Source organism: Aquabacterium commune, assembly GCF_004362855.1.
Classification (GTDB): Bacteria; Pseudomonadota; Gammaproteobacteria; order Burkholderiales; family Burkholderiaceae_C; genus Aquabacterium; species Aquabacterium commune.
Map to the genome: position 1 here is coordinate 171,343 of NZ_SNXW01000003.1, position 13,360 is coordinate 184,702.

8 protein-coding genes are annotated in these 13,360 nt (G+C 69.7%); 2 read left to right on the forward strand and 6 right to left on the reverse strand.

Annotation, left to right across the window (positions count from 1 at the left end; translation table 11 throughout):
- Positions 1-27: 27 nt before the first annotated feature.
- Positions 28-1,269 carry an MFS transporter gene (locus EV672_RS06990; RefSeq protein WP_133607672.1) on the reverse strand — a complete coding sequence of 414 codons (1,242 nt, stop codon included), beginning with the start codon at positions 1,267-1,269 and terminating at the stop codon, positions 28-30.
- A gap of 124 nt (positions 1,270-1,393) precedes the next feature.
- Complete coding sequence (gene guaB / locus EV672_RS06995) at positions 1,394-2,866, reverse strand: IMP dehydrogenase (protein ID WP_133607674.1); 1,473 nt, start codon at positions 2,864-2,866, stop codon at positions 1,394-1,396.
- A 127-nt stretch (positions 2,867-2,993) separates the two neighbouring features.
- On the opposite strand from guaB, the gene EV672_RS07000 reads away from it, so the two are divergent.
- Positions 2,994-3,524 (forward strand): DUF4124 domain-containing protein, encoded by a 531-nt coding sequence (locus EV672_RS07000; RefSeq protein ID WP_133607676.1) that lies wholly within the window; start codon positions 2,994-2,996, stop codon positions 3,522-3,524.
- 28 nt (positions 3,525-3,552) lie between these two features.
- Here EV672_RS07000 and EV672_RS07005 read toward each other — a convergent pair whose 3' ends face one another.
- Both EV672_RS07005 and EV672_RS07010 read right to left on the reverse strand, forming a co-directional pair.
- Entirely contained in the window at positions 3,553-3,918 is a 366-nt protein-coding gene (locus tag EV672_RS07005; RefSeq protein ID WP_133607678.1) for an RnfH family protein, read from the reverse strand.
- Positions 3,905-4,384, reverse strand: coding sequence for a type II toxin-antitoxin system RatA family toxin (locus tag EV672_RS07010; protein WP_133607680.1), 480 nt, complete (start codon positions 4,382-4,384; stop codon positions 3,905-3,907). The genes EV672_RS07005 and EV672_RS07010 overlap by 14 nt, the downstream gene beginning before the upstream one ends.
- 75 nt (positions 4,385-4,459) lie before the next feature.
- On the opposite strand from EV672_RS07010, the gene smpB reads away from it, so the two are divergent.
- Positions 4,460-4,924 (forward strand): SsrA-binding protein SmpB, encoded by a 465-nt coding sequence (gene smpB / locus EV672_RS07015; protein ID WP_133607682.1) that lies wholly within the window; start codon positions 4,460-4,462, stop codon positions 4,922-4,924.
- Here the strand turns inward: smpB and pbpC are convergent.
- Positions 4,851-7,130: a penicillin-binding protein 1C gene (gene pbpC / locus EV672_RS07020; protein WP_133607684.1), complete on the reverse strand. Its 2,280-nt coding sequence runs from the start codon at positions 7,128-7,130 to the stop codon at positions 4,851-4,853. The genes smpB and pbpC overlap by 74 nt on opposite strands.
- A 47-nt stretch (positions 7,131-7,177) precedes the next feature.
- On the reverse strand, positions 7,178-13,264 hold the full coding sequence (locus EV672_RS07025) for an alpha-2-macroglobulin family protein (RefSeq protein WP_133607686.1): 6,087 nt from the start codon (positions 13,262-13,264) through the stop codon (positions 7,178-7,180).
- Positions 13,265-13,360: the final 96 nt, after the last annotated feature.

Sequence of the window (13,360 nt, forward strand, 5' to 3'; positions counted from 1 at the left end):
TCGCAATCTGAATGGAGCCTGGGGGACTCAGGCGGCCGGCGCACTGGCGCGCAGGTTGCCAGCGCGGCCCAGGTAACGCAAGCCCAGCCAGGCGGCCACGGCCTGGATGGCGGCACACAGGTAGAAGGGCGCGCCAATGCGCCAGTCACCTTGCGGGAAGTGGCTGACCGTGGCCAGCAGCGGCGAGCCCATCAAGGGCCCCAGCACCGCGGCCACGCTGTTGATGGACGACACGGCGCCCATGCTCTCGCCCTGGCGGGTCGGGTCCACCGCATTGGCCACCAGGCTTTGCAGGCCGGGCTGCACCATGTAGCCAAACACATTGGCGGCGATGATGACGTACATCATCCAGCCCTCTGGCACCAGGCCCCAGGCGGCGAACGCGATGGTGGACGACACCAGGCCGATGCGCACCAGCTTGTCGGTGGGCATGATTTTTTGGAACTGGCGCAGCAAACCGCCCTGCACCAGCACGGCCATCATGCCGACGGCGAACAGCGACAGGCCGTTGTCCTTGGGCGTCCAGCCGAACTTGAACTCGGTGTAGAGGAACCAGCTGGTGTGCAGGCAGAACTGCGCCAGGATGGACAGGCCCATGACCCACAGCAGCATCTCCACGCCCTTGAGCTGGCGCAGCTGGGCCAATGCAGTGAACGGATTGGCGCGGGCCAGCGTGAACTCGCGGCGGCGCTCCAGCGGCAGCGACTCGGGCAGCACGAAGTAGCCGTAAACACAGTTCAACAGCGTGAGTGTGCCTGCCAGCAGGAAGGGCCAATGGACGTTGTGGTCGCCCAGGATGCCGCCCATGACCGGCCCCAGGATGAAGCCCACGCCGAACATCGCGCCCAGCAGGCCGTAGTTCTTGGCGCGGTCATGCGGCTCGGTGATGTCGGCCACGTAGGCATTGGCCACGGCGATGTTGGCGCAGACCGCACCGCCCATCACGCGCACGGCCAGCAGCATCCAGAACTCGGTGGCCAGGGCCGTGACGAAGAAGTTGACGGCCATGCCCAGCAGGCCCAGCAGCAGCACCGGACGGCGGCCGTGCTTGTCCGACAGGCCACCCAGCAAAGGCGCGCTGAAGAACTGAGCGATGGCGAAGGCGGCCTGCGCCAGGCCATACGCCACCGAGGTGCCCGCGCCGGAATCCATGAAGGTCCCGATCAGCTTGGGCAGCACGGGCGCGATGATGCCGATCGACATCATGTCGAGCAGCACCGTGATCATGATGAACGGCATGGCCGCCTGGCGGCCGCGGGTCGAAGCCATCGGAAGGAATCCGGGTCGGTGGTCAGAAAAAACGGCACCGGCCGAAGCCGGTGTCGCGGGATGTGCAAGGGTCAGGCGGGGCGGACCACCGCGGTCATCGAACGGCGCCCCGACCTGCGGCGCGTCACTCCATGCGGTAGTTCGGCGCTTCCTTGGTGATCTGCACGTCGTGCACGTGGCTCTCGCGGATGCCCGCGGACGTGATCTCGACGAACTCGGCCTTGCTGTGCATCTCGTCGATGGTGGCGCAACCGCAGTAACCCATCGAGGCCTTCAGGCCACCGGCCATCTGGTACAGGATCGTGATGACCGAGCCCTTGTAAGGCACGCGACCTTCGATGCCCTCGGGCACGAGCTTGTCGGCGTTCGGGTTGGTGGTCTCGTCGTTTTCCTGGAAGTAGCGGTCGGCCGAACCGTCCTTCATGGCGCCGATCGAGCCCATGCCGCGGTAGCTCTTGTAGCTGCGGCCCTGGAACAGGATGACTTCGCCAGGTGCTTCTTCGGTGCCGGCGAACATGCCGCCCATCATCACGGTGCTGGCACCGGCGGCCACGGCCTTGGCGATGTCGCCCGAGTAGCGGATGCCGCCGTCGGCGATCAGGGGCACGCCCGTGCCTTGCAGCGCGGTGGCCACGTTGTCGATGGCCATGATCTGGGGCACGCCCACACCGGCGACGATGCGCGTGGTGCAGATGGAGCCCGGGCCGATGCCGACCTTGACGCCGTCGGCGCCGGCCTCGACCAGGGCCAGCGCAGCCGCACCGGTGGCGATGTTGCCGCCGATGACATCGACCTGCGGGAAGTTTTTCTTGACCCAGCGCACGCGCTCGATCACGCCATGGCTGTGGCCGTGGGCGGTGTCCACCACCAGGGCATCGACGCCGGCCTTGACCAGCAGCTCAACGCGCTCTTCGGTGCCATCGCCCACACCCACCGCCGCACCGACGCGCAGCTTGCCGTGGGCATCGCGGGCGGCGTTGGGGAAGGTGTTCTGTTTGGTGATGTCCTTGACGGTGAAGACGCCACGCAGCTCATTGCTGTCGTTGATCATCAACACGCGTTCCAGCTTGTGCTGGTGCATCAGGGCCTTGGCTTCGGCCTGGCTGGCGCCGTCCTTGACGGTGATCAGGCGCTCACGGGGCGTCATGATCTCGCGCACCGGGGCGTCCAGGCGGGTCTCGAAGCGCAGGTCACGGCCGGTGACGATGCCCACGACCTTGCCGCCGTCCACGACCGGGAAGCCGGAGATGCCGTGCTGCTGAGACAGCGCCATCACGTCGCGGACTTGGACGTCCGAGGAGATGGTGATCGGGTCACGCAGCACGCCCGATTCGTAGCGCTTGACGCGCGCCACTTCGGCGGCCTGCTGCTTCGGGCTGAGGTTTTTGTGGATGATCCCGATGCCACCTTCTTGCGCGATGGCGATGGCCAGGCGCGCTTCTGTCACGGTGTCCATGGCGGCGGACACAAGTGGCAGATTCAGTTGGATGTTGCGGGACAGACGGGTGGCCAGCGAGGTGTCGCGAGGCAACACCTGGGAATATGCGGGCACGAGCAACACGTCGTCGAACGTGAGGGCTTTACCAAGCAGGCGCATGAACGGGCTCCAGACGCAAAAGTGGATTATACGCGCAGCCGTGCCCCTGTTTGGGCCAGGGCATCCCGAGGAGGAATGCGCGATTTCCACAGCCGCGCGACGCGAGCCCGCCGCTACACTGCACAGCATGAAAATCCAGACCTCTGCAGCTTCTGGCTTGGCCTGCGCCGGTCTGCTGGTGCTGGCCCTGGCGGCTTCCCCCGCACAGGCCGGCATGCAGTGGAAATGGCGCGATGCCAACGGTGCGACCCAATACAGCGACCGCCCGCCCCCGCCTGGCACGCCGGACAGCGCCATCCTGGCCCGCCCGACGCCCTCATCGGCCCGTCAGGTGCGCGTGGTGGAACCCGCTTCTGCCGCCAGTGGCGCCGCGGGCAATGCCCCGGCCGCCGCCAAGACCGCCGACCCGGAGCTGGAGGTGCGGCGCAAGAAGTCCGAGGAAGAGCGCGTGGCGCGCCAGAAGGTCGAGGAAGAGAAACAGGCCAAGGTGCGCGCCGACAACTGCGAACGCGCCCGCGGCTACGAGCGTTCGCTGAAAGATGGCATGCGCATTGCGCGCACGAACGAGAAGGGCGAGCGCGAAATCCTCGACGACAAGGCGCGCAGCGAAGAGCTGCAGCGCACGCAGGAAACCATCCAGTCGAACTGCGGCAAGTGAGCCAGCAGGGGCTGCGCCACAGAGGGCTTCAGCCCCGAGCCGCCCTGCCCTGTGCCCGGTAGCGCACGCGCCGGGCCTCTTTCGGGTCCACCTGCAGGCCGCGCACCACCTCGATGCGGTCGCGGTCGCGCAGCACATGACCGGGGCGCTCTTTGCGGCCCCACACCCCCACGGTCCACGCCCCTGAGGCCAGGGCGTCTTCGTTGAGGCCGCTCACGGGGTTCACCGCCGCGCCCGCCCCAGTGCCCAGGAAACCGCTCAGGCGCAAGGCATCGCGCACGGTGCTGCCCTCGGGCACGCTCAGGGACACGACGCGGACTTCGCGCGGCGCCACGCCGACAGCCACCTGCACACAGATGAGCTCACGGGCGTCGCCGTCCTCAACGGGGGCCATGGACCTGCTCCGCCCGCTTCACGAAGGCCTCGACGAAGGTGTTGGCGATGCGGTCAAACACGGGGCTGACCACCAGCGACAGCGTCTTGCTGGCAAAGGCGTAGTGCAGCGAGAACTCGACCTTGCAAGCCGGCGCATCGAGGGGCGAGCGCCCTTCCACCGCGGGCTCGCCTGGCTTTTGCAGCGGCAGGAAGCGCCAGGTGCCTTCGAGCTTGGAGAACGGCCCGTCGATGAGGCTCATGACCACGCTGTGGCCATCGACCTGCACATTGCGTGTGGTGAAAGCCTGGTGCACACCGGCGAATGCGATGTGCAGGCGCGCGGTGACGCCGTCGTCATGCGTTTGCAAAACTTCGGCGCGGTCGCACCAGGGCAGGAATTGGGGGTAGTCTTGGATGGCGGTCACCAGCCCGTACATTTCACGGGGTGAGTACCAGAGCAAAACGGACTTGTGCACGTGCTTCATAGAATGTCGGTATTTTAAGGACGCCTGCGGGCGTTGCCTTGTTTCCTTTGTCCAGTTCCTTCGTTCCCGCAGCCCATGTCCATCGCAGAAAATCGCAAAGCGCTCTTCAACTACCACATCGAGGAACGCTTCGAAGCGGGCGTCGTGCTGGAAGGCTGGGAGGTCAAGGCCATCCGCGATGGCCAGGTGCAGATGACCGATGGCTACGTGGTCATCAAGGATGGCGAGATGTACCTGATCGGCCTGCGCATCAACGCGCTGCGCTCCGCGTCCACCCACGTCACGCCAGACGCCGACCGCACCAAGAAGCTGCTGATGCACCGCGAGCAGATCCGCCGCCTGGTCGGCAAGACAGAGCAAAAAGGCTACACCATCGTGCCGCTGAACCTGCACTGGAAAGGCGGTCGCGTGAAGGCGGACATCGCCTTGGCCAAGGGCAAGGCCGAGCACGACAAGCGCAACACCATCAAGGACCGCGATTGGGAGCGGGAGAAGGGCCGACTGATGCGGCACAAGGTGTCCTCGCCTGGCAAGGAGTGAGGCTTGCGCCACGCACCTCGAAGCGGACCTCGTCGAGCACCTGGCCCTGCTGACGCAGGCTGAGCACGTGTCGCCCCGGCATGGGCAGCCAGTCGTGCCGCGCGCCCGTGGCCAGGCGGCGGCCGTCGAGCCACCATGCCAGCGCGGGTTGAACAGGCTGACCTGTCTGACCTGGTTGCGCGGCCTGGCTGCGCAGCGTCACGCGCTGAGCCCGAGGCGGGATGTCCGGGTCGAGCGCGAAGATGGCGCCATCCTGCGGGCTGACGATGGCGCGCCCCGGGCGTGCTGCGGTCCCTGATGTGGCCGCGACATCGAGCCGCCAGGTGGCTTGTTCGGTGCCTTCGATGAAGCGCTCGAGTCGGTCCACGTCCACCATCGAAGCGCCTGCGCTGGCCTCGAAGTGGATGCGCTGCTGGCGCACCCCGGGGGGCAAGTCGGGCGCACGCGATGGGCGTTCGCGGTGCAGGGCTTGCACGAGGCTGGCCCACACGGGCGCCGCGCCCGCCACCCCGCTGACGTCGTGCATGGGGCTGCCGCTGGCGTTGCCCACCCACACGCCCACGGTGTAGCGGTCGGTGTAGCCGATGCACCAGTTGTCGCGCATGTCCTTGCTGGTGCCGGTCTTGACGGCCGCGAAGCCGCGCGTGGCCAGGGCGCTGTGCAGGCCGAAGCTCAAGGCGCGCGCGCCGTTGTCGGCGAGGATGTCGGTGACGAGGTGGGCGGCGGCTGGGCTGATGGGGCTGACTTGGCTCGGTGTGGCGGTGCCATGGGCGCCAGCCTGGTCACGCTTTGCATCCCGTTTTGCATCCCGTTTTGCATCACCCACCTGCCAGCGCAGGGGCGACCAGCGACCGCCGTTGGCCAAGGCCCGGTAGGCGTTGCTGAGGTCGCGCAAGGTGACCTCGGCGCTGCCCAGGGCCAGGCCAGGGCCGTAGAAACCGCCGGGCTCTTTCAAGGCCAGACCGAAGCCGCGCAGGCCCTCGGCCAGGGCGTCGGCGCCCAGCATGGCGCCCGCGCGCACGGCCGGCACGTTCAGGCTGTTGCCCAAGGCGGTGCGAACGCTGACCCAGCCCCGAAAGCGCCGATCGTAGTTCTGGGGGATGTAGAGGCCGGCACCGGTGGGCAGCTGCACTGGCTCATCTTGCAGGAGGCTGGCGGGGGTCAGCAGACGCCGCTCGAACGCCAACCCATAGACGAAGGGCTTGAGCGTGGAGCCGGGTTGGCGCAGCGCGAGCACCGCGTCAACCTGCGCCGCCTGTGACAGGGTGCCGCTGCCACCCACCCAGGCGAGGACCTCGCCACGCGCGTTGTCGATGACGATGACGGCGCCGTCTTCGACCTGCCGGTGGGCCAACTCAAGCAGGTGGCGCTGCAGGGTCTCCTGGGCCAGGCGCTGCAGGTGGCCGTCGAGGGTGCTGCGCACGCTGGGCGCGTCCGCGGGGGCCTGCGCCATGAGCAGGCGAGCCAGGTGCGGTGCGCTTTGTTCGCCCAGGGCGGGACCGCCTTTGCGCGCCAGCGCTTGCGTGACGACCAGGTCGATGCCAGTGCAGGGCCGTTGCTGCAGCGCGAGCACCTGGCAGGCGCGCCGGGCCACGGCATCGGCGCGCGCATTGGGGCCGCGCACCAGGGCCGCGGCGATGGCCGATTCCTGCGCGTCCAGGCCAGAGGGGTGCTTGCCGAACAGGGTCTGGCTCAGGGCCGGCAAGCCCACCAGTTCACCGCGGAAGGGAACGTGGTTGAGGTAGGCCTCCAGGACCTCGGTCTTGCGCCAGCGGGCTTCGAGCTGGCGCGCGGCCCAGGCTTGCGTGGCCTTCTGGCCCCAGTTGCGGCCGCCAGCGGGTCGGGCGCCACGCTTATCGAGCAAACCGGCCAGTTGCATTGTCAGGGTGGAGGCGCCGCGCGTGCGCTCGTTCCAGAGGTTGGACCAGGCGCTGGCGGCCACGCCCTGCCAGTCGATGCCGCTGTGTTGCCAGAAGCGCTGGTCTTCCGACAGGACGATGGCGGTGCGCATGGCGGGCGAGACCTCGTCGAGCGTGACCCAGGGCAGGCGGCGCACGCGGGGGTCGCGGCGCAGGGTCTGCAGGGGCTGGCCATCGCGGTCGAGCAGGGTGAAGTCGCTGGGCAGGTGGCTGGCGCGGACCTGCTGGAAGGTGGGCAGGCCCGCTGCCTGTGCAGCGGACGTGGCCAGGTACCCGATGCCGGTCATGCCAGCGAGCCCGCAGGCAAGGAGTCGCTGCCTCAGTCGCCAGCTCATCAAGGCGCGACCTCCACGCTGGGCTGCGGTGACTCGCCGAAGCTGTCGGGCGCGTACATGGCCTCCACGCGGGTGGGCGGCACGGTGAAGCGGCCAGGGTTGTTCAGGCGCACGGTGTAGTCCACCCGGTGGCGGCCCTTGGGCAGGAAGGCGTAGTACGCGCGCCAGGCGTCCTGGGCCCGCTCGACGTGGCTGGGCCAGGCGCCGGCGGTCTGCTCGCCACGCGTGGCCTGCTGCGAATCGCGCCCCAGGCCGCTGCCCAGCAAGGTCGCCCCACCGGGGATGGGGTCCTGCACGGCGACCCAGTTCATGTCGGCCTGGGCGTCGATTTCCAGCGTGACGCGCAGCACGGTGCCGCGGGCGTAGGGGGCGCCGCGCTCGGAGGGGCGCGCGGAATTGGGCGCATCCACCACACTGACGGTGCGGCGCACGGTGTAGCCGGCCTGCACGGGTGCCTTCAGCGGCACGGCGCTGAGCGCCTGCACTGTGGCCCAGGGGGCGCCGGTGCCGTCCTGGCGCAGTTGCAGGGGTTGCGATGCGGGCGCGCCCCCCTTCACGGCCTGCACCGGCCAAGGCAGCGCCAGCACCTGGCCGGTGGGCGCGCTGGCCCAGTCCAGCGTGGCCTCGGCGGCAGCCAGCTTCACCACCGAGCGACCCGAAATGGGCGTGCGCTCGGTTTGTTGCCCGAAGCGCTCCAGCGCCAGCGTGCCCCAGGCGTTGGCGGGGGTCGTCAGCCAGGCGCCGTTGCGCTGTCTGCCCAGGGCGCCCACGACCAGGCGAGGCAGCTCGTCTTTCCAGGCGGGCAGCTGGCGCACGGCCAGGATCAGGCGGGCGGCGTTGGCGTCGGCGCTGTCCATGGTCCACCACCAGAAGTCCTGCGCCTCGGTGGCAAAGCGCAAGGTGGTGCCGCTGTAGGTGAGGCGGCTGCGCAAGGTCTGCTCGGCCTCTTTCATGCGGGCCTCGCGCGAAGGCGCCGCGGGCAGGCGCTGCAGCACCTGCCACCACTGGATGACGGCCGAGGTGGGCCAGTCGCCCAGCGTCGGTGAGACGGTGTCGAGCATGCGGGCGTCGGCGCGACCGTGACGCGTCAGCGCATCAAGGGCGCTGACGCGCTGCACGTCGTTGACCACTGCCTGAGCCACGCCCGACGGTGCCCAGGTGCTGCGCCGGGTGCGGCCTTGCACGACGTCGCTCAGGCCGGTCAGCAGGCGCTCGCGCGCTTCGTCTGGCAGGCGCCAACCGGCTTCGTGCGAGATCGACAGCAGGTAGGCCGTGAGCGCCACGCTGCCTTGTGGGCCCGCGCCCTCTTGCAGTGGGAAGTAGGCCGCGAGGCCGTCGCCGTCGAGGTGGGTGGGGAGTTGCTGCATCAGCTCGTCCCAGCGTTGGGCGTCGCGCAGGCCGATGGCGCGCGAGGCTTGTTGCTCCAGGCAGGTGTGCGGGTAGCGCTCGAAGAAGCGTTTGACACCCGGCAGGCCACCGCCCAGCGTGGGTTGCAGGGCGATGCGCAAGCCGCCCTGGGCGCGGCTGGCGCCGGGCGGGCCGCTGAGCACGGCCTCAGGCGGTGGCGCCACCGCCAGGCTGAGGGGCGCGGCGCCCAGTTGGACCAAGGTGGACTGGCGCACCTGGATAGGCACGGCGGGCTGGACGGACTGGGTGACAAGCACGCGGTCGCGCGCGGCGGCTGCACCGGCCACACCCGCCTTGCCCTGGGCCTCCTCCACCGACAAGGTCCAGCGCAGCGTGGCCACGCCCTGAGGCACCTCCACCGGCCAGCGCACCTCGCGGGCGCCATCGGGCGGGATGTCAAGCTGCTGCGCGGGCAGCTTCAGCGCCACGGGGGCGACGCCGGTTTCTGCCGCGGCGCCCTGCCCCACCAGGCTGGCCGACACCTTCATGGCCCGCGCGGTGGTGTTGCGCAAGGTGGCGATGGCCTCGAAGCGGTCGCCCTCGCGCACCAGCGGGGGCAAGCCGGGCAAGGCTTGCAGGTCCTGCGTGACGCGGATGCTGGCGCTGCCGGTGCCGTAGCGCGACAAGCCCGACGTGGCGACGGCGACCAGCTTGAAGCGGGTCAGCGCGTCGTTGATGGGCACCTTGACCACGGCCTCGCCGCGTGCGTCCAGCGGCACGCTGCCTCGCCAGATCAGCAAGGTGTCGAGCAGCTCGCGCGTGGCGCCCTGCCCGCCCCCGCCGCCCGCGGCCACGGCCTTGCGACCGAAGTGCCGCCTGCCGATGATTTCGTTTTGCGCCGTGCTGGTCTCCACGCCCCAGGGCCGCGGCTGGAAGAAAGCGTCGAGCACCTGCCAGGATGCGTTGTCGGACAGGGCCAGCAGGCCTTCGTCCACCGCCGCGAAAGCGATGTCGCCCTGCACGGGCCGCCCGCCCTGCGTGACGCGCACCCGCGCCGTGGCCGTCTGGCGCACGCTGTATTGCGGCTGGTCGGGCAGCACCTCCACCTTCAAGGCGTGGTCGGCCACACCAACCTGCAGCGACGCCACGCCCAGCTTGCAGGCCGGGCGGGACAGGTCCACCAGCGCGGTGGGCGCCTGGTATTCGCGACCCTCGTACCAGAAGGCCTTGGCCCAGGCCCAGGGCTCGCGCCAGCCCCAGGTGAAGAGGCTGTACCAGGGCACGTCGCGCAGGCGGCCGCGCACGGCCATCACGCTGACATAGACATTGGGCGCCCAGCTCTGCACCTCGCCATCCGCGCCCTTGCGGCCCTTGGGGATGGGCAGCTCGATGACCGGGTCTTTGCCGCTGAGCGACATCACCCGCGTGTCGATGATGCCCTCGCGCTCGATGGTGACCCAGGCCGTGGCCTCGCGGAAGGGCATGCGCACTTGCAGGCGCGCGGTCTGGCCGGGCTCGACGCTGCCTTGCTCGGGCAGCACGTCCATGCGGTCGTCGTTGTCCTGGCCGAACCAGACCTCGCCCTGGCGCGTGACCCACACGCTGGCGGCAGCCTGGGCTCGGCGCGATTGGCTGTCCTGAGACTGCGCGACCAGCTCGACCTCACCGGCTTGCGCAAAGCGCGTCTCGCACAGCAGCAGGCCGCGTGCGTCCGTCTGACCGGCGCAGACCTCGCCCAGCTCGGTGATGTCCTCGCGGTTGTCGTAGGCGTAAAAGCCGCCGACGATGCGTTTGCGGTGGCTGAGCGTCTGCACCACGCGGGCCTGCACGGCGACCTTCTGTTGGGCCAGAGGCCGGCCTTGTGTGTCGAGCGCGACCACCTGAAAGCGCATGGCGCCCGCCTCGCCTCGGCCGCTGCCCACCCAGCTGGGCGTGCGCAGGCCCAGCACCACGGCGCTCGGCCACAGTGGCACGGTGCGCGCCACGGTCTGCACCTCGCCATTGGGGTCGGTGTAGCTGAGCTCAGCGTGCAAGTCCGAGGGCACGCGCACCGGGGGCAGCTTGGCGAGCGTCACCGTGGCAGCACCTTCGCGGTCGGTCGCCACCGGCAGCTTGTCCGCGACCATGCGGTCGGCCCAACGGGAGGGCTGCGCCTCGCCATCGCCCGAAGACCCGTCCGCAGCGTCTGAACCTTGTGCACCCCGCACCGCAGGCGCATCGAAGCGGTACGCCTCGTAGCCCGGGAAGCTGGGCGTGCGCTCGCGCATCACGGCCGTCAGCCGGGCGCCCGACTGGGCCATGCCGCCGCCTGACAGGTAGCGCAGCTGCACCCCCAGGGCGACTTCGCGCGGTGCGATCTGCACGCCCTTGGGCGCCATCAGGCGGGCGTCCACCAGGGGCACGCGGAAGGCCTCGACGCGGAAGCTGCCGCTGTTCAGCATGCGCCGCCCAGCGGGACTGGGGCCTTCCAGGTCGATGTCGTACTGGCCCAGGCGGGCGTCCTTCGGGATCGTCCAGTTGGACAGCGCCTGCTGGCGGTCCGACCAGCTCAGTGCCTGCGTGAACTGCGTGCCCGAGCCCAGGTGGGTGACGATGAGCTTGTCAGGCCACTGCGCGCGCGGCACGGCGCCCAGTCCGCGGGCGGTCTCGGCACGCAACAAGTGCTTCATGGACAAGGTTTCGCCGGCGCGCAGCAAGCTGCGGTCCAGCACCGTGTGGGCCCGCACGGACACAGGCACCCCCTCCTCGCCCGGCGACTGCGTGGGGTGGTTGAAGCGCCAGGGCTCGATGCCTTTTTGCCAGTCGGTGAACACGAAGGCCAGGTCAGTTTGGCCTTTGAAAGGCCCCTCGCCCAAGGCGTGGCGGGCCGTGACGAACAGGCCCTCGCTGACCAGGCATTGCGCGTCGCGCCGCACCACCAGGCGCTGCTCGATGCGGGCCAGGCCCTGCGCATCGGTGCGCCCCGACCACAAGCGCGTGCCAGTGCAATCGCTCACGCCAACATCGGCATCGCGCACAGGCTTGCCCTTGTCGAGCGAGGTCACCCACACCAGGGCGTTGTCGCGCCCCAGCTTGGCGTGCACCGACAGGTTGCTCACCAGCACGCCGGTGCGCACGTACATGGGCGCGGGCTGGGCCAGCAAGGCCGCTCCCAGCCTGGGTGAGCTGACCTCGACCACGTGGTAGCCCGGGCCGCTCAGCGGGATGCCCACCACCTCGAAGGGGCGGGGGTCTTTGGCATCGGCCGATGGCACGGTCAGTGTCTGGGACGCCTTCACGCCATCCAACAAGGACAGCTCCCGCGAGCCAATGCGCCGCTCACGCTGCACGCGCTTGGGCCCACCTTCTTCGTCGGTCACCGTGTCCATCACCCACTCCAGCCACTCGGCTTTCGGGCGACCGAGTTCCCTGGCGCTGAAGGAGCTTTCGTGGTGGCGCTGCACCTTGGCCATCCACTGCAGGATCTCGCGGTCACCACGGTCGGCCGTCACGGCTTGCGACTTCACCCCCAGCGGGCCGCTGCCCTTGACCTGCAATTGCCGCTCGACGTGGCGCACGGTCAGGGGCACGAGCGGCGGCTGGCCTGGCTCGCCCAGCAGCTCGACCACGCCAAACGGCGCAGCGGCGAACTTGGCCAGCGGTGGCATCTCGGCCGTGGCCACTTTCAGGGGGAAGGACCCGGCATTGGCCAGCTCACGGCCATCGACATCGCGCAGGGCTTTGGGCAAAACGAGCGTGAAGGCCGTGCTTTCGGGCAGGGGCGCCTTGAAGCGCAGTTGCGAGACCTCGGTCTCGCGGTCATCGGGGGCGAAAAAAGGCGCGATGGCCTCGCCCGATGCAGGCTTGAGGCGCACCTGCTCGGCCAGCTTGCGCGGCACCTCGGCCGAAAAGTTCAGCAGCAAGGGCCGCAGCGGCATGCAGGGCTTCTGGGCGCGCTCGCGCTCGCAGCTGAACTCGGCGGTGAAGGCCGCCCGCACGGTGAAATCAAAGACCTGGTCCTGCCGGCTGAGCACCGGGTGTGCACCCTGCGAGGCAATGCCCTGCCCCCACACCAGGCGCATGCGCGCACCCGGAGGCAAGGGGCGCTGGCAAGCCAGCAGCAAGGTGCGCTCGGCATCTGCCGGGGCCACATGCTGCTGCTTGAGCACGGCCTCGCGCACCGCGCCGCCCAGCAACTGCACGGGGATGCGCTCGCCAATGCCTTCGACCTCGCAGCGCGCGTGCGAGCGTACCGAGGCCTCATCGACGCGGCCATTGAGACGCAGCAGGAAGGTCGCGTCCTCGTGGACGGTGCCGCGCGCCGGCGTGCTGCGCAGCACCGCGGGGCCGCCGGTCTGGAAGCGCACGGGCTGGCCACGCCAGCCTGGCATGGGCTCGGCCACGCAGCGCACGCCCGGGCCCACATCGGCCTCGAAGTTGTAGGTCCAGGTGCGCTCGTTCGCCCAGCGCCCGGTGCCCGCGGGGGCATCGCCCTGACAAGTCACCTTGAACGGCGCCGCCGCCGCGCCATCGCCCAAGGGCACCGCGGCCTGGTCGAAGGTGACGCTGAACTGGCGCAACTGGCGCACCTCGCCCTGCGGGTTGGCACGCAGCACGGTGGCGGCGTGGGCGCTGGCGGCGCTCAGGCACAGGGCGGCCAATGCCCCGGTCAAGCCAGGCCACCGGGAGCGCTGTGCCACAACGGCGTCGGCTCCGTGTGCGTCGGCGGCATGGACGGCGGTTCCCTGGGCGGTGTGCATGGCGGCTTCCTCTGACCTGTTTGTCTGACGCAGCCCCTGTGCGCGGGGCCGGTTCAGCAAACAGTCTAGCGGCCCGAAGTGGCGCCCAGGCAGGCA